The sequence below is a fragment of the Thermogutta hypogea genome (genome assembly GCF_055386265.1).
Map to the genome: position 1 here is coordinate 3,335,345 of NZ_AP042425.1, position 17,215 is coordinate 3,352,559.

12 protein-coding genes are annotated in these 17,215 nt (G+C 63.5%); 2 read left to right on the forward strand and 10 right to left on the reverse strand.

Annotated elements, in window-relative coordinates; all coding sequences use genetic code 11:
* Window positions 1–159: 159 nt before the first annotated feature.
* Window positions 160–996 carry a sugar phosphate isomerase/epimerase family protein gene (locus ACZ5B4_RS12025; protein ID WP_464911474.1) on the forward strand — a complete coding sequence of 279 codons (837 nt, stop codon included), beginning with the start codon at window positions 160–162 and terminating at the stop codon, window positions 994–996.
* A gap of 79 nt (window positions 997–1,075) precedes the next feature.
* On the opposite strand, the gene ACZ5B4_RS12030 is transcribed toward ACZ5B4_RS12025, so the two are convergent.
* The 4 genes from ACZ5B4_RS12030 to ACZ5B4_RS12045 form a co-directional block, all read right to left on the reverse strand.
* On the reverse strand, window positions 1,076–3,193 hold the full coding sequence (locus ACZ5B4_RS12030) for a response regulator (RefSeq protein WP_464911475.1): 2,118 nt from the start codon (window positions 3,191–3,193) through the stop codon (window positions 1,076–1,078).
* A 68-nt stretch (window positions 3,194–3,261) separates the two neighbouring features.
* Window positions 3,262–3,921, reverse strand: a complete 660-nt coding sequence (locus tag ACZ5B4_RS12035; RefSeq protein ID WP_464911476.1) for a YfiR family protein — start codon at window positions 3,919–3,921, stop codon at window positions 3,262–3,264.
* Window positions 3,922–3,960: 39 nt separating this feature from the next.
* A complete protein-coding gene (locus tag ACZ5B4_RS12040) occupies window positions 3,961–6,237 on the reverse strand; it encodes a TonB-dependent receptor plug domain-containing protein (RefSeq protein ID WP_464911477.1) in 2,277 nt (758 codons plus the stop codon).
* 349 nt (window positions 6,238–6,586) lie between these two features.
* Window positions 6,587–7,609 carry a leucine-rich repeat domain-containing protein gene (locus ACZ5B4_RS12045; protein ID WP_464911478.1) on the reverse strand — a complete coding sequence of 341 codons (1,023 nt, stop codon included), beginning with the start codon at window positions 7,607–7,609 and terminating at the stop codon, window positions 6,587–6,589.
* Between the two features lie 197 nt (window positions 7,610–7,806).
* On the opposite strand from ACZ5B4_RS12045, the gene ACZ5B4_RS12050 reads away from it, so the two are divergent.
* Window positions 7,807–9,390 carry a class I SAM-dependent methyltransferase gene (locus tag ACZ5B4_RS12050; RefSeq protein ID WP_464911479.1) on the forward strand — a complete coding sequence of 528 codons (1,584 nt, stop codon included), beginning with the start codon at window positions 7,807–7,809 and terminating at the stop codon, window positions 9,388–9,390.
* A gap of 107 nt (window positions 9,391–9,497) precedes the next feature.
* On the opposite strand, the gene ACZ5B4_RS12055 is transcribed toward ACZ5B4_RS12050, so the two are convergent.
* The 6 genes from ACZ5B4_RS12055 to lpxD all read right to left on the reverse strand — a co-directional run bounded on the left by ACZ5B4_RS12055 (window position 9,498) and on the right by lpxD (window position 16,481).
* Window positions 9,498–10,793, reverse strand: coding sequence for a cytochrome-c peroxidase (locus ACZ5B4_RS12055; RefSeq protein WP_464911480.1), 1,296 nt, complete (start codon window positions 10,791–10,793; stop codon window positions 9,498–9,500).
* 196 nt (window positions 10,794–10,989) lie between these two features.
* Window positions 10,990–11,844, reverse strand: coding sequence for a PSP1 domain-containing protein (locus ACZ5B4_RS12060; protein ID WP_464911481.1), 855 nt, complete (start codon window positions 11,842–11,844; stop codon window positions 10,990–10,992).
* Window positions 11,845–11,954: 110 nt separating this feature from the next.
* Window positions 11,955–12,662 carry a hypothetical protein gene (locus tag ACZ5B4_RS12065; RefSeq protein ID WP_464911482.1) on the reverse strand — a complete coding sequence of 236 codons (708 nt, stop codon included), beginning with the start codon at window positions 12,660–12,662 and terminating at the stop codon, window positions 11,955–11,957.
* 92 nt (window positions 12,663–12,754) lie between these two features.
* Window positions 12,755–14,263, reverse strand: a complete 1,509-nt coding sequence (locus ACZ5B4_RS12070; RefSeq protein ID WP_464911483.1) for an SDR family oxidoreductase — start codon at window positions 14,261–14,263, stop codon at window positions 12,755–12,757.
* A gap of 122 nt (window positions 14,264–14,385) precedes the next feature.
* Window positions 14,386–15,312 carry an LpxI family protein gene (locus tag ACZ5B4_RS12075; RefSeq protein WP_464911484.1) on the reverse strand — a complete coding sequence of 309 codons (927 nt, stop codon included), beginning with the start codon at window positions 15,310–15,312 and terminating at the stop codon, window positions 14,386–14,388.
* A gap of 113 nt (window positions 15,313–15,425) precedes the next feature.
* A complete protein-coding gene (gene lpxD, locus ACZ5B4_RS12080) occupies window positions 15,426–16,481 on the reverse strand; it encodes a UDP-3-O-(3-hydroxymyristoyl)glucosamine N-acyltransferase (protein WP_464911485.1) in 1,056 nt (351 codons plus the stop codon).
* Window positions 16,482–17,215 lie beyond the last annotated feature (734 nt).

Here is a 17,215-nt window from a genome sequence, read left to right on the forward strand (position 1 = left end):
GGTTGAGCACGTCCCGGCACGCGGCCGAGGCCTTCCTTCTTGCCGCTGCGCGAGGGCGAGAATCCGGCGCGCGGTCGGGCTATACTGGAGGTTTCGATCTCCGCCTGCATCGTTGGTCGCGGAGATCCCCACGAACGCCTTGCATTGGGAGGAATGAACATGAATCTTTCACGACGAGACGTCTTGCGAACCGCAGCGGCGGCGGGACTGTTCGCGGCCTGCGGGAAGTTACCCGCCTGGGCCGCCGAGAAAAAGATCCCCATCGGCGTGCAGCTCTATTCCGTCCGCGAAGCGGCCGCCCAGAATCTGGCCCGCGTGCTGGCGGCTATCAAAGAGATGGGCTACGAGGCCGTCGAGTTCGCCGGCTACTACGGCCACTCCGCCGCCGATCTCCGCAAAATGCTGGATGACGCCGGGCTGAAATGCTGCGGCACCCACACCGGCTGGGATACGTTGCAACCGCAAAACTTGGCCGCCACCGTGGAATTCAACCAAACCATCGGCAACAAGTATCTGATCTGCCCGTATCTTGCCGAGAGCTTCTTCGCGACCAAAGAAAAGGCCGTGGAAACCGCCCAGGTCTTCAATGAATTGGCCGAAAAGGTCAAGGACCAAGGCATGCTGGTGGGCTACCACGCCCACGGCGGCGACTTCCGCAAATTGAACGGCGAGACCGCGTGGGAGGTCTTCTTCGCCGCGACCAAGCCCGAGGTCGTCATGCAGATGGACATCGGCAACTGCCTGGGCGGCGGCGGCGATCCCTACGCCATCCTGGAAAAGTTCCCCGGCAAGGCCAAGACCGTGCACCTCAAGGAACACGGCGGCAAGCAGGGCGCCGTGATCGGCGAGGGTGAGGTCGATTGGGAACGCGTGTTCAAGATTTGCGAGACCACCGGCGGGACCGAGTGGTACATCGTGGAGCAGGAGAGCTACGCGGGCGGCCCGCTCGACGCCATCCGCGGCTGCATCCAGAACCTCCGCAAGATGGGTAAGTGAGGCGGTTCGTCTCGCGGACCGCGTTGCGGACGGAATCGACCGACCGGGGAGCGGCTCCGCGCCGCTCTCCGGCACGGCCTCAGACGGTTTGCGCCGGTAAATCCCCGGGCGCTTTGTCCCGCCGGCCCCGCGTGACGTACTTCGCCACCATGCTGATCAGCTCGCTCCGCTGGATGGGTTTGGAAAGATAGTCGTCGCACCCGGCGGCCAAGCAGACTTCGCGATCCCCTTGCATGGCGTGGGCCGTAATCGCAATGATGGGAACCCGGCAACCCCGTTCACGGAGGCGGCGGGTAGCTTCGTAGCCGTCCAAGACGGGCATTTGCATGTCCATCAAAATGCAGTCGAAGGGCCGGCCCTCCTTTTCGGCGGCTTCCACGGCATCCATGCCCTCCTGCCCGTTTTCCGCAGTCGCCACATCCGCCCCGGCTTTCTTCAACAAAAACGCGATCAATCGCCGATTGTCCGGGCCGTCCTCCACGAGCAGCACGCGACCGCAAATTGCGGTGGAAGAGGTCGGGGAGGCGGGCGCGGCAGGGGCGGGCGACACGGCCTCCTGCCAGTCGCGAACCCATTCCACGTCCGAGGGCACCGCCGTCGGCAGACGGAGACGGAACGTGGAGCCTTTACCCGGCTCGCTCTCCATCACGACCTCGCCGCCCAACAGTTCCGCCAAGCGGCGCGTGATGGTCAAGCCTAAACCCGTGCCGCCGTGACGCCGCGACATCGAGTCATCCGCCTGTACGAAGGGATCGAAGACCGTGGCCTGGTTCTCGAATGCAATACCCGGGCCGGTATCGACAACGGCGAATTCCAGGATGCCGGAAATTACGCCGGCGGAGGCCTCACGCGGCTCGCCGTTCGTCTCCCCCGAGGATGCCGCGTCCTCCGGAGATTGCTTCAGGAATTGCAGCTCCACGCGGACGAACCCTTCCTCGGTGAACTTTACGGCATTGCCGACCAGATTGATCAGAATTTGCCGCAATCGCATCGGATCGGTACGAACCGCGGACGGGACCTCGCCTCGGCATTCCGCCGACAGCGCCAGCCGCTTGGCCTGTGCCTTCGCCCGCAACAGCGACACGACTTCTCCCAGCAGCGTGAGTGGGTTGACGTACGCGGGGTGGACCGCGAATTTGCCCGACTCGATCTTGGAAAGGTCGAGAATATCGTTGATGAGGTCGAGCAAGTGGGCCCCGTGGCGGCGGATGGTCTCGATGTACTCTTGCCGACTCTCGGCAGGGACGGTAGGGTCCGCCAAGAGATCCGTAAAACCCAAGATCGCGGTCATGGGCGTGCGGATCTCGTGGCTCATGTTGGCCAAGAATTGGCTCTTGGCCTGATTGGCTTGCTCCGCCGCCATTTTGGCCTCTTCCAAGGCGGCGGTTCTTTGGCGCACCCTTTCCTCCAACTCGTCGTGGGCCTGCTGCAAAGCCTGCTGGGCGGCCTGCACGTAATCGAGCATCGAATTGAAACCGCCCGCCAAGGCTCCCAATTCGTCGGCGGATCGCACCGGGACGCGGAGCGAGTAGTCGCCGGTTCGGGAGATTGCTCGCATTACCTCCGTCAATTCCGAAATCGGTCCCGCGATGAAGTGCCGCATGGGGATGGAGATCCATGCCGCCGTCAAACCCGCGAACAGGATCACGCCGATCGATAACATCACATGCAGGACGAATTGGCGCCGCACTTCGATCGGCTCGGCCCTAGCGTACAGGTAACCCACCGTCCGATCCTTCTGTACCATCGGCCGCACCACCTCAATGAATCTGTCGATGCGAGTACCCGGTGGGTGTTGTAAGGCGGCCGGCGGAGAGAATAACTTCGATGCTCGACCCACGTTGTAATGCCAAGCAAAAAGCCTACCTTGGGCGTCATAGATGGCGACGACCTGAACCGATTCTTGATTTGCCATGGCGGAGAGCAGCTCCTCCGCGGTGGCGACATCATTGAACTCCAAAGCCGCCGTGGCGTTGGCGCCGACGACGCTCGCCAAGGCCTCGACTTGCCGCGCTTCGAATTGCAGAAGCAAACGCAGTTGCGTCGAAATGAAGGCCGCGCTGATGATCGACAACGCGATTCCCAAGGACACCGCCAAAAGCCACTGCAACTTGCGACGGATCGGCGCATCGGCGAATCGCCGAATGAGTTCTTGCCGCAGCTTTGGAATGTTGTTCGGGAATTCGCGGAGCATCATGGCCGTGAATACCGTCCGCCGGATCGAGTATGATGGCCGCAGTCCACGAGCCGGACCCGAGGAAGTCGCTATCGGGTCCCTTGAGAGAGGCGAGCATCCGCGTCCACGACGCGGGCGACTTGCAGAAGCTTGGAGCTGACCTTCAGGCCCTTGGCCTCGATCGGTCTCAAGGCCATTTCCACCCGGATCTTGTTGTCCTCGATTGCGAAGCGAACCTCGCCGCCCTCTTGAAGAAAGTCTAGGTTATCGCCGACGGTCAAGACGGGAGCATTTTCCGCCGCGCGGAGCAGTTTTTGGCGCAGGTCCGGACTGAGGGAACTCGGTAGGAAAAGGATGCGGCATCCATCCGGAACAACCTCTCCTTCCACTAATTCCACTCGAAAGGAATCATCGCCTCCCTGTTGGGCGGCCTGTTGCAGGTAGAAGACGATCGGGTGCCGCCCCGCCACCCCGATGATTGGGGGGTGCTGCGTGTCCTCAGCCCCCTTGGGCCAATCCACGTAACGGAGAAAGTTGGCCAAGTAAGCCGCCTTGATCACGTGCTCCCGGTTGATCCGGCCTTCTTGAGCACGGCAATCGCGACCGAGAAGAGAAAACCACAGTAAAACCATCAAGAGCCCCCCCAAACGGCAGATGCCGTTGGGGAGTGGAACGGCCCGTCGCCGGCCCGCCGCCGGCGCGGTCGCATCTTCGCCCGTCCATTTGCCCACCTTGGTTGTGTCTGCCACAACCTTTCTCCGATCTTCTCTGCCCCGAATGACGAAGCCTCAGAACCGCCACGCGGCACCGCCGTAGACTTCGCTTTGCACTTCCGTGCGCGTCAACCCGATGAAATCGAGGCTGTCTCCCTCGGCATGCTCGCCGTCCAGCAAGTTGCGTCCCGCGACAAACAATTCGCAATGCTTACGCGGCCGCCAAGCAAGGCGAACGTCCATCACGAAATAGCGATGAGCATAATGCGCGTTATCCACATACCGGCCGATCACGTCCAAATCCCAACGTTCCCGCGGCTTCCCGGAAAGCCACAGGAAAAACTGATTCTTGGGATCGGGCCAATCACTGACGGCGTTTTCGAAGCCGGGTCGATCGGTCACGTCGATCCTCAGAAAACTATAGCCCCCGCGGAGCTTCCAATCGGCTGCGAATTGATAATCGGCGGCGATTTCAAACCCGTAGGTCTGGGCGTCGGCGCCCCGCGCGAACCAGGCAGGGGTCAACACGGCGGGCCATCCGCCCGGCAAAACCCCCAGCGCGGGACTACCCGCCCGCCACGCCGCAATATCGTCATAGTCGTTGAAGAAAACCGTGAAATCCCAGAATACTTCTTGACGAGGCTGCCCGCGAATACCGATCTCGTACGCCATCATCTTTTCGGATTCGATCTCAGGGTCGCCGGAGACCAAGGCGAAAGAGGGTAGAGGGCCGGGGTAGATACCCAGGAGGACCGGATAATCGTCCAGATCGGCCTCGGCCCGCGAAGGCGTGCGCACGGCGCGGGAGACAGCCCCCCATATCGTGTATCGCTCGGAGGGCGTCCAAAGCAATCGGCCCGTCGGCTGATACTCAAAACCCGTATAATCGTTATGCTCGAACTTGCAGCCTGCGATGAAGTGCCATCGGTCCTCCACCAACGTAATCTCATCCTGAACGAAATAGCTGAATAGATCGTCTGCACGCTTGGCGGGGTCGAATTGCAAATAGAACGAGGCGGGCGTCAAAAAATCTTCGATGTACCTATAACCGAACCCCCAAGTTATTCGGTGCCTTTCCAAAGGACGGAAGGAATGCTGGAAATCGAAATCCAAGGTGTCGCGGTCCTCGGCGAAGGCCGTCGCCGTGGAGTGCCGTTCTAATCGGTCGTAATAGAACTGTACGGAGTATTGGTTATCTTCGTCCAACGTGCGAGTCCAACGGGTCAACAGATTTCCGCCCGAGACGTGAAAATCCTCGATCGCGTAACGGTAGAAGAGCGGTGGGAACGGATCATCGAAGCGATAGAACGCGCCCGAATGGCCGTCGAAATAGTCCCCTTGGAACGTCACCAGGTCTGGGTCGGAGGGCGTCCAATCGACGCGGAATCCGGTCCGCCCCTGGCGCCAATCATCCGCTTCCCGCGGATCGGGGGCGTAACCGGCGTCGCGGTCCAGCCACTTTCCGTAAATGCGGTAGGTGGCATCTTTGCCCAACGTGCCGCCGTATCGAGCGGAGGCGAAGCCGCGTTCCTCCGTGCCGGCGCCGCCCTCGACGAAGGCGCCTTGCGTCTCGGATGACTTCTTGGTGATGATGTTGATGATGCCGTTGACGGCATTGGCCCCCCAAACGCTGGCGCCGGGACCGCGGATGACCTCGATCCGCTCCACATCTTCCAACAGCACGTCTTGCGCGTCCCAGTAAACCCCCGAGAACAGCGGCGTATACACGGTGCGGCCGTCGATCTGGACCAGCAATTTGTTGGAGAATCGGCTGGCGAATCCTCGGGACGTGATGCTCCAGGTGTTGGAGTTGATCCGTGCGACGTGCAGGCCGGGAACCAATCGCAGAACCTCGGGGATGGAGCGCGCACCGGAACGGCGAATCATTTCGCTGTCGATGACGTACACGGCCGCCGGCGAGCGGCCCACCGTACTTTGGTTCCGCAAGACTGTGGAGACCTCGACATTCATGACCGGCGCGATGACGTCGACCCGGGCGAGCTGATCGATGTCCATTTTGAGAATGGACGTTTCATCGCCTCCATCACCGCCGCTCTCCAAGCTCCGGCTGTCGCCCTCAGCCGTACCCGTGTCGGCGGGGGATGCCTCAAGCTGCCAGGATGCCGGTGCGGCCTTGGCGGGGAAGAATGGGCCGGAGGATGCTGGGCGTTGATCCGCCGTTCCCGATGCAACAGGGAACGAAAGCCGCGGCGGTTCCGGTGCAACTTCCGCCCGGACTTGCCCCACCGCCGGCAAATAAGCGAAAAAGAGCAGGCCGATCGTCGATAACATCGTCGGCACGATCCTGCCGGTCACCCAAGCGATACTGTTGAGAACGGTACCCCGCCGCATACCCTCCTCCCCGCGAGGATTCTCCGAGCTACCATGGCTCGGATTCGATCCGCCTGGAATCCCGAAATATCAAGGGCGGGATGACAAGTCGAGGTTGCAAGATGTTTCGCAAGTCCGCCGTATAAGGCGATTCGTCTTCCGGACGAGACCGGCTTGAGCGGATTTTTCGCACAATCCGCACTTTACAAAGATACGCCGCATCCCCTGCGACGATCATAACTTTCAGAATTACCCAGCCTTCCCGGTTTCGATGAAGGAAAAGGTTCAGAACGCCCAGAGAATTGTCGTTCGTTTGCCGCTTCGGTCGATCGAAGGCGGATCCGCCGCGGAGCAAGGGTCGGGCGTGTTATCATCCCGGATTGCCGGAAGGCGGATCTTCCGGAACCTTGGTGACCAGTTCGCAGTCGGGCAAGGCTTGGCGCAAGATCTCCACGCCGGCATCGGTGACCGGCGTCCGCGTGACGTGGAGCGTCCGCAGCCCCTTCAATTCGGTGATCGGCTTCAACCCCTGATCGGTGATCGCGGTCCGTCCCAGGTGCAGGAACTCGAGAGCCTGCAAGGAAGCGAGGTGCGGCAAGCCCGCATCCGTCACCTTAGTATTGTCCAGGTTCAGCCAGGTCAATTGCGTCATCGTGCCGAGATGCGGCAAGCCCGCATCCGTCACCTGCGTACTCCATAGGTTGAGTTTGGTAAGGGACTTGGCCGCGGACAGGGCAGCCAAGCCGGCGTCCCCTACGCCGGTTTCGCTGATATCAAGGTCGCTCAATTGCGGCAACTGCGCCAAAACCTGCATGGCAGCGTCGGTGATCGCCGTACCACGGAGACGGACGCGGCGTATGACAGCGTGTTTGGCCAAGGCCTCCACGCCCGCGTCCGTGATCCCGGTGCGCGTCAAAAAGACTTCCTCCAATTCCGGACAGTCCGTCAAGGCGGCCAGGCCGGCGTCGCCGACCCGGGTATCATCCAAACCAAGGCTCTTCAATCGGGAGCAGCCGGCGAGGGCCTTGAGGGCGGCATCCGTGATGGGCAGTCCGGTCAGCTTGACGGCCCGAAGTCTCCCGGCGGCGGCCGCCTCCGCCAAGACGGCGTCGTCCACACGGCTTCCCGTCGCATCGATCTGGATGACGTGGCCGTCATCATCCAATCGGACCTTGGCACCCAATTCGGTCAACGTTCGCTCCCAATCACGTTCGCCGGAGGCGGGCGCAGCGGCCGCCGCCGAACCGGCTTCCGGGCGAGGAGCCGTCTCCGCCTTGTTCTGCGCGTTATCGGAGGTCCCGGGCGACGCCGGCTTTTGTCCGGCGGGACAACCGCACAATAGCACCGCAAGCGATAGACACGCCGCAAACGTCACCGCGAATCGTGGGGACATGGTGAGAATTTCCTTCGTCTTCGTCGATCTGGGATTCGTTACCGCCCGGCAACCGCCGGTCGTGCGCCGGCGTTCCCAATTGAGGCGAACCGTGCGGCCGCATAAGGTTGCAACTTGAGTTGCCGACTATGCCAGCCTATGATGAGCATCACGCGAATTCGTTGCAAGGGCCTATCCTGGGGAAGCGGAGGACGGCCATGGATCAACCGTTAAGATCGGCGGCATCGCCGAGCGCGCCGCCCGCCTCGCCGGAAGCCTTCTCAAACGATGAGCGGGCGAACCGAGGCGGCGGGTTGGGTTGGTGGAAGCGGTTGTGGCGCGGTCTTCGGCGGCATCGCGAAGCCGACCTAGAAACCACGCTCCATCGCTTGATCTACCATCTCCGTCAATGGGAGGAGCGGCCGCGACCGGCGCCGCCCATCCTCTTCGCCGCCGGATGGAGCATGGCAACCCTGATGGATTTCGGGGTTCGCGACGCCGCTTGGCAGGTCGGGCGATGGCTGCAATCGCAGCAGCAGCCGGACGGCACGGTGTCGGAGTCGCGTGCCCCGGAACCGGTGTTCTGGGCCACGGCGGCCGCGGCTCGGGGTTGGCTCTCGGCCTTGCCGGACCTGCCGGAGTTCCAAGCCTCGGCGCAGGCCGCCTGCCAGGCCTTGCGCCGCTGGATTACGGATGAAGGCCGCGTCCTGCCCCCGCGCAGCCGCGATTGGAATTACGAGCCGGAGTCGCTGTGGCACGATCCGCCCGACCTGACCCCGCTGCTCCTGGCCGGTCGGCGCTGGCCCGACACCGATTGGACCTCGGCCGGCATCCGGGCGGTGGAATATTGGCTCTTGCACGGGCAGCGGCGGCATCCCGCCGAGCGATCCTCTTCGTGGGTCCGCCGGGCAAGGCTGTATTCGGAATGGGGTCGGCGGAATGAGGCGGGCCAGGCCCTGCAAGAAGTGGAAAAGCGGCAAACCCCTTCCGGCGCCATTCCGGAGAGGCCCGGCGAGGCAAGCGTCCTGACGACCACCGTTTTGGAGGCCGCCGGTCTCTGGTTCCAATACCTGCGACCCGAGTATGGCAAAGCCGCCCTGCGCTGCGCCGAACGCCTCCGCCTGAGCACGGGAGGTTTTCCGCCCCGTTTGGCCGGCGAAAAAGGCGGTGATCGCGAGGAAGAGCCGCTCGCCGCCAAGTTCTTCCTGGACGCCGTCCAGGCCGAGGCTCGCTGCGAGTATCAACTGCAACTCCGTGGGACGGGCGAGGACCCGCTGGATCCGGACGACCCGCGGCTGCAACTCGTCGCGCGTTTCGCCCAAGGTTTCGCCGAAGGAGCCGTGATCGCGGACCTGGGCTGCGGCACGGGAAGGTATCTGCGCATCCTGGCCGCGCGCTACCCGCACCTGCAATGGACCGGCATCGACTTCATCGCCGAGGCCTTGCACCGCGTCCCGCACGCCATCCGCACCATCGAGGGCAGCCTGCTAAGGATTCCCGTCCCAGAGCGCAGCTTCCACGGCGGATTCTGCGTGGATGCCCTGTCGCACTCCCTTTTGCCGCGGCAAGCCATCTGCGAGATCTGCCGCGTCCTTCGTCCGGGCGGACGCCTTCTTATCATCGAACCGACGGCCTTGTCGCAGAGCACGGCCGGGAAGCGACAACAAGCATTGAGCGCCGATGCCTTGGCCCGGTGGCTCCAGCCGTACTGCGCCAAGCTGACGTTCGGCGAATTGACCGTCCACCAAGGAATGATGAAGCGGACCGCCTACGTGACCGTTTTCGCGGAACGCAAAGATTAACGCCTCCCGGACCTTTAGGTCCCGGAGGCGTCTTGCCGAGAATTCCGTTGGATTCTCACGGAGCCGTGCTCTTCCGGTAAACGACGGCACGGTTCCGCGCCGTGACGTCACGGCAGTTGCGGCGGCTCGACTATCGGATAGGTCCCCGACAGCGCTTTGAGGAACTCCACGATGTCCTTCTGTTGCTCGGGCGTCAGTTGGGCCTCGCGGACGGTATCGAACTCGACCGATCGGTGTGGGTTATCCTTGCCGCCCGCGGCCATCAGCGCCACGGCCTCCTCCAAGGTGGCGGCGCTGCCGTCGTGGAAGTACGGAGCCGTATTCGCCACCTCGCGCAGGCTGGGAACGCGGAAGGCGCCCATGTCGTGGTCTTCGCCGGTGACGGCCTTGCGTCCCTCATCCGGATTCTCTTTGTCCATGCCCACGCCCGCATTGTAATACTCATACGAGCTGAACAGCGGCGGCGTGTGGCAGTCGGCGCAACCGGAGTTTTCGAACAGCTCCAAGCCGCGCTTTTGGGCGTCGGTCAAGGCATCCTCTTGCCCCGCTTTGAAGCGATCGTAGGGCGAATCGCCGCTCAACACCGTGCGTTCGAAGGCGGCCACGGCCTTGGCAAAATTCTCCGGCGTGACCCCCGTCCCGAAGACCTTTTGGAACATCTCGCGGTATTGCGGGATCGCCTCCAAGTTTTGGATCATGCCTTCCATGGTGTTTCCCATCTCGATGGGATTGGCGACCGGACCCACGGCCTGATCCTCCAAGGTGGCCGCGCGGCCGTCCCAAAACTGTGCCGCCGCGTAGGCTGCGTTGATGACCGTGGGCGAATTGCGACCGCCGATCTGTTCGTGGATGCCCTTGCTGGTGGGGGTGTGCTCGGCCCAGGCCATTTGCGGGTCATGGCAGGTTGCGCACGAGATCGTGCCGTCCTTGCTCACGCGCTTGTCGAAGTACAGCATCTTGCCCAGCTCGATCTTTTCCACGGTCATGGGATTATCGGCGGGGATTTCGAGCGGCGGCAAACCCAAGGGGATCTTCAGCTCGTAGGGCGTTCCGGCAGGGGGCGTTTGGGCGGACGAGGATTCGGCGGGGGCCGCCTCCGCAGCCGGCGCCTCCCCAGCCGGCGCCTCCGCCGCGGGCGGTGTCATTTCGGGTTGATCGGCCGATTCCGCGGCGGGCGGGGCCTCGGCTTCCGCCGCCGGCGCCGTGCTCTCCGCGGCAGATTCGGCGGGTTCGGCGGGAGATTCCGCCGTCCCGCCTTCCGTCACCGCCGGCCCGCGTTCACTGCCCGTCGTGCTCGCCGGGGCCTTTTGGTCCGCAGGCGGTTTCGGGCAGCCCGGGACGGTCAGGATCACGCCGACTCCGATCAGAATCACCCCTAGAATCTTGTGCCAACGTGCCTTCATGTCGCACCTCCTCCGAATACGAGTCCCCCAGGCTTACTTGGACGCGGCGAGCCGTCGGCCCACCGCCCGTCTGCCTCACGCGACGGCCCAAGACTACGGTATAGTGTAGCGGCTGCCAAGCAGGTCGCAAGCAACAGCGACGGGCGAGGAGGAAACCGCGTTCGCGGGCGAAGCAACGAGCTGAGAAACGGCGGCCTCATCCGACGTCTTCGGCGGCCTGCCGCACGTCTTCCGCCGGGGCGGCTCGCCCCACCACCCGCACTTGATCGTACGCAACCAGCTTGCGGACGCGCTCCCGCGTCTCGATGAGGACTTTTTGCGCCAGGATTTCGTGTCCCACGACCTTGGCCGGACCGTCCTTGGTCTCCACTTCGCTACCCACGGGGGGCAACTTGTCGAGCAGTTCTTCGTATTGCTCGAATTCGTAGCGGAGGCAGCACTTGAGACGGCCGCACCGCCCCGAGATCTTGGCCGGATCCAGCGTCGCCTTTTGCAGCTTGGCCATTTTCATGGAGACGGGCGGCATGGAGGAGAGGTGCGTGTTGCAGCAGAGGGGCTTGCCGCAATCGCCGTAATCGCCCAACAGCTTGGCCTCATCCCGCACGCCGATTTGGCGCATTTCGATGCGGGTATGGAATTCGGCGGCCAGGCGACGCACCAATTCGCGGAAGTCCACGCGCTGGTCGGCCAAGTAATAGACGATGATGCGCTCCCCGCCGAAGATGTGTTCGACGTCCACCAACTCCATCTCGAGGCCCAACTCCCGCACGTGTCGATTGCAAATCTCGATTTCGTCCTCGGCCTGGCGGCGGATGCGGACGACTTCGCGCTGGTCGTCGGCCGTCATGCGGCGCAAGATGCGCCCCTCCGGCGGCGTGCCCAGCATCTGGATTCCTCGCTCCGTAGCCGGCCCGAGGACCTCGCCCGCCTCCAAGCCGCGATCCGTGCGAATGATGACTTGATCGCCCCGCGCGAACGTTTGGTCCTCGCTGGGCGGAGAGAAGACGCCCAGGATGCGGGTGATCCCGTAACGAACGAAATATCTTTCCATGGAAGGGAAGCCCTTTGACAAATGGGGAAACCGGGGCGTCCGACGGACGCCGGGACGCAACCTGCCGTCAGGATTGCGAACGGGCGGCGCGACCTTGGACGGACGCGGATCTAGAAGGGGATGACCCGATTGAGAACGGCCGCCACCGACGGGTTCCCTTGGAAGACGCCCACACTGACGGCGATCAAGAGCGCCAAGCCCACCGCGACCAGCACCAGACCGCGGGGGTTGGGCGGCACCTCCGTCGCCGCCAAGCGGCTCGCCAAGGCCCTTCCGAACGTTCGCCAACCCTGATGGTCTTGATGGGGGCCGATCGCCGACAAGGTGACGTTACGCCAACCGGGCGACACGACCAAGAAGAGTTGAATCCCCAAGCCGGGCAGTACCAGGCAATCGCCGGCCCAACGTGCCGCTTGGTCCAATTCGAGCGCCGTCTCGGCGACGATGGCGCGGAGCTGATGGGGCGCCGTGTTGAAGATCACGATCCGCGGCGGGGCCGTAAGAATCACCAGCCCGACCGCCAGCGAAAGCAGGATTACCAAAATCAACCAGACCGCGCCGCCGTACTGGATGTAGGCTGCAACGGGAAGAAACAGCTCCATCGGCCCCACGATAAGCAGACCCACCAGCGACAGGCCGAGCAAAAGCCGATCCTGCGTTCCCGTCAGCAGAACGGGGCGCCGCCAAAGGTTCAAGCCGCCTACGATCATCAAATAGATCGCGACGGGTGCAAAGGCCAAGAAGCAACGCAAGACATCCATACCGGCGGCAACGGGGATGTTGAATTTCGCTGCTGGGGTGAAATCGTTTTGCGGCATGCGCGTCAGCGGGCACGCCCTCAACCGGTATTCTAGCCTGTTTTCGCGAGTCCTGTCGAGGTGAGGTCGATCGGTCCGTTGAGCCTGCGGCGTCACTTCGCACCGGAACCGATGCCGGTGTGACTTTCGGCCGCGCGGGCCAGCTTTTTCAACATTCCGCCGAAGATCAGGCAGTGCAGGGGATACATCGCGTACCAATAGGCCAGACCGAGCAACCCCAAGGGTTCAAAGATGGCCGTTTGGCGAATCACGGCCCCGTGTTCGGCGGGCGTCACTTCGAATTCCAGCCATGCTCGGCCCGGCAGCTTCATCTCGGCCTGAAGCCGCAACAGGCGGTTCGGCTCGAAGTCTTCCACGCGCCAGAAATCCAGGGCTTCCCCGACTCGGAGGTGTTCGGGATCGCGGCGTCCTCTCCGCAAGCCTACGCCGCCCACAAGCAGATCCAGCAATCCCCGCAATCGCCACAGGCCGTCGGCGTAGTACCATCCGGTGCGACCGCCGATCCGCTCGATGGGGGCAAAGGCCGCGGCGGGGGGAACATTGACGGAAACACTCCGGGTATCGACGATCCGGGAACCGAAACGCACGCCCCCCCAGCGCGGTTGAATCCCGCTCGCGGAGACGGCGTCGGACCAACGCGTGGCCGCGAATTCCCGATCTTCGTTGAGCATGGCCCGCTCGATCGCCTCGCGCAGTCCTCGGGGCCGGATCGGGAAGACCTCCAGCGCGGCTTGGTCTTCCACGATGGTGGGATTGCGCAATCCCTCGATGAGCTTGCGGCCCACGCGAGCGTAGACCGGCGTCACCAGCCCCAGCCACAAGCTGGAGAGATACGGCGTGAGCACGGGAACGGGGATCATGATGCGCTTCAAACCGCGCTGCCGCGCATATTCCCGCATGATCTCGCCGTAGCCCACGCGGTCCGGACCGCCGATTTCGAAAATGCGACTCTCGCCGGGGGGCAGATCCAGCGCGGCGACCAAGTAATCGAGGACGTCTTCGACGGCGATCGGTTGGGCGGGCACGTTCACCCATTTCGGGCAGATCATCAGGGGCACCCGCTCGACCAAGGCCCGAATCAACTCGAACGAAACGCTACCGGAACCGATGATGATGGAAGCGCGAAACTCGATCACCTGGGCGCCGGATTCTCGGAGCAGCATGCCGGTTTCGTGCCGGCTCCGCAAATGCCTGGAGAGGGGATGCCGGGGATTGCCCAACCCGCCGAGGAAGATGATCCTGCGGACGCCCGCCTGCTTGGCCGCCGCGGCGAAGTTGGCGGCCGCCCGCAATTCGTCCCGTTCGAAATCCCCCGCCTGCCCCATGGAATGAATCAGGTAGTACGCGGTATGCACGTCCCGGAAGGCCGCCGTCAGGGATTCGGCGTCCAGGACGTCGCCGCGGACGATCTCCGTCGATGGGGCGACACGCGAACGGAGGTTATCCGGCCGTCGGGCCAGGCATCGCAAGCGCAGTCGGCGTTCCTCCAGGATTGGCAAGAGCCGACCCCCGATGTAGCCCGTGGCGCCGGTCAGCAAGACGATCCCCTGCTGCGGCGTTGGCGAGGAATGCTGAAAAGACGCAGCGTCCAAGGACTCCATGGCGGCGGAATCTCGCATTCAGGCGTGGGCGGCAGACTCGCCGATCCGGAGGCGATACGGTTTCGCCTTGGTCCCGTGTCTCGCGTTGGAGACGGGGGAAACGCTCGGACCAAGTCTCCCGATCACGGTCCGCCGAGGGCGACCAAGGCCACCCCGTTCCGGTCGGCATGTTCCAGTACGTCGTGGCGGTGCAGGAAGATCGTTTTTTGGGCTTCGACGGCAAGGACCGCGCCTCGCCCGGCCGCGACGTTGCGGACGGTATTCATGCCGATGGTCGGCACGTCGAATCGCATGTCTTGCTGCGGCTTGGCCACCTTGACCACGGTGAAGCCGCCGGCGCCGCACAGTTCTCCCGCCCGAAGGATGCAGGCGTCGGTCCCCTCGATCGCTTCCACGGCCAGGACGGCCAAGTCCTTGACGACGACGGTTTGGCCGATGTCGAGCCGGCCCATCTCCTTGGCGATCCGCCAGCCGAAGGCGATATCTTGCCACTGCGCGGCGGTGGGTTGCCTTCGGGTAAGCACGCCGGGTTCCACCAAGACTTCGGGGACGAAGTCGGTGGCGGCATGCATGCGAATGCCGCGGCGGGCGAAGGCCTCGCAAACCGTTCCCAGCAGCGAATCGTCGCGATTATCCTTGGCTCGAAAGAGAAAGTGCGGGGCGAAGGTGCGCAGCCCGTAACCGTCGGGAAGATGCCGCAACCAGGCCCAACGTTGGAAGAGGATGACTTTGTGAATCTTGCCGGCCATGGTGGCATGGGCCACGCCGTGGCGGCGGAAGAATCGCACGGCTCGGCCGAGTTGCCCCAGTCCGATCCAACCGAATTCGCGGCAGTAGTCGCGGATAACGGGGTCGGCGTGCCCACGGACGCCCAGACCGAAGACGGCCAGTCCGCGTTCGTGCAGGGTACGGGCCAAGATGATCGGGTAGTCGCCCCATCCCGCGATCAGGCCGATCCGGCTGGGAATCGTCGCGCCCGGCGGAACATCGTCGCGCGGAGAAGCGGGCCGTTGAGGGAAGCGTCGGTCTGGAACGGCGACTCCGAACATGACACAAGACACTCGCGATGAAGAAACCGCCGGCCGGAGAATCCCCAGTCGAACAGCCGGCTCCGCAACCGGCTGCGAAGCGCGGGATCGGGCGGCGGTCGGGGCGATCCCCCTCAAGCCACTTCGCGCCGCCGGTCCGGTTCGGCGGGCGCGAGCCGCCGGACGGTCTCTTGCAATTCCTTGAGCTGGCGCCGCATTTCGGGAAGCTTGGCGAAGGCCGCCTGCTTGAGCATCTGCTCGCGCTCCGGCGTGGCGGGGATGCCGACGTAACGCGAATGCGGCGGAATGTCGTGGATGACACCGGCCATCGCCCCCAAGACCGCCCCGTCGCCGATGTGGACGTGATCCCGGACGCCGACCTGGCCGGCCATCACCACATAATCGCCCGTCGTCGTGCTGCCCGCGATGCCGACCTGGGCGCACAGCATGTTGTGTCGTCCGATACGGCAATTGTGCGCGATCATCACCTGATTATCGATTTTCGTCCCTTCACCGATGACCGTGGAGCCGTAGGTGCCGCGGTCGATGGTGGTGTTGGCGCCGACTTCCACATCGTCCTCGAGGATGACGTTTCCCAACTGGGCCGAAAGGACGTGCCGCCCGTCGCGACAGACGTAACCGAATCCGTAGGCGCCCAGGACCACCCCCGCATGGATGCGGCAATTGTCGCCGACGACGGTATTCTCGTACAGCACGGCGTTCGGGAAGATTTGCACGTTGCGTCCGATGCGGCAGTGATCCAGGATGCGGACCCCGGAATGGATGGTGCTTCCGGACCCGATCCGCACGCCGTCCCCAATCACGGCGTAGGGATGGACCTCGACGTCGTCGCCGAGTTCGGCCGTGGGGCTGATGACGGCCGTGGGATGGATTCCCTTGCGTTCCACGGCTCGCGGCGGACGAAAAAAGCCGACGATCGCGGAAAAGGCACGGTGCACGTCGTCGGCGCGGATGGCCGGCAGCGGACACTCCGAGACGGTTTTGGGGATGACGACCGCGGCGGCCTGGGTGTCTCGCAAAAGGTAGATGCGGTCCGGCCGGTCGATGAGGGTGATTTGGCCGGCCTTCACCTCGTGGATGGGAGCCGCCCCTTCAACCGGCAGGTCCGCCGGCCCCTCATACTCGCCTCCCACGAGTAGGCTCAACTGCTCAAGAGTAGCGGGATGCATCGGAAATCCTTTCCGATAGGACAGTGGCGCCTGGGTCGCGAGGCCTCCAAATCCGCGCACCTCACCCGTCCAGGTTCGCCCATCCTAGCGAAATCCCGTGAAACGGGCAAGGTCAAGCCGGACGACCCTGTCCTACCCAAATAAATCCTGCCTAAATAAACAATGCCCTTTTGCAGCGCAAATAGACATCTCCCCATCAACCCTCCGACCGGAGGTCGGTATTGAGACATTACGGATAAGGGCGAAAAAGTGGCCGAGGTTGGAGGTATTCGGTCGGGTGAAGGCGGGAGATATTTCGCTGGTGAAGGCGAACGAGATCCTGGGAATGAGCTATCGCCAGGTCAAGCGTTTTCGGTCGAAAATCCGGGTGGCGGGAGCGGCGATATTAGTCCAGCGCTACGAGATTGGGCGTCGAATCGGTAGGCGGCCCCGGTGTTGAAGGAGAACGGTTTGGCTTTGTGCCGCGAGAAGCGCGCGGAGTACGCTCCGATGCCGACGGCGGAATGCCCGGCTGCGGAGGACGGAATGTCGGTGCCGGTAGAAATGCTGCGGGCGAGCCGTCCGGGGAGGCCGGCGGGGCCGGGTGCGCGGGCCGGGGAGAAATCGGGCGGCTCCCTTCCGGAATCGCTCTGCTCGTCTTCCGCTCCGCCGCCGGATTCGGCAGATCCTTGAATTCCTACCAGGGGACATTTCTATTTCTAATCATGGGTAACAAGTCTGGGGCGCCGCGCGGT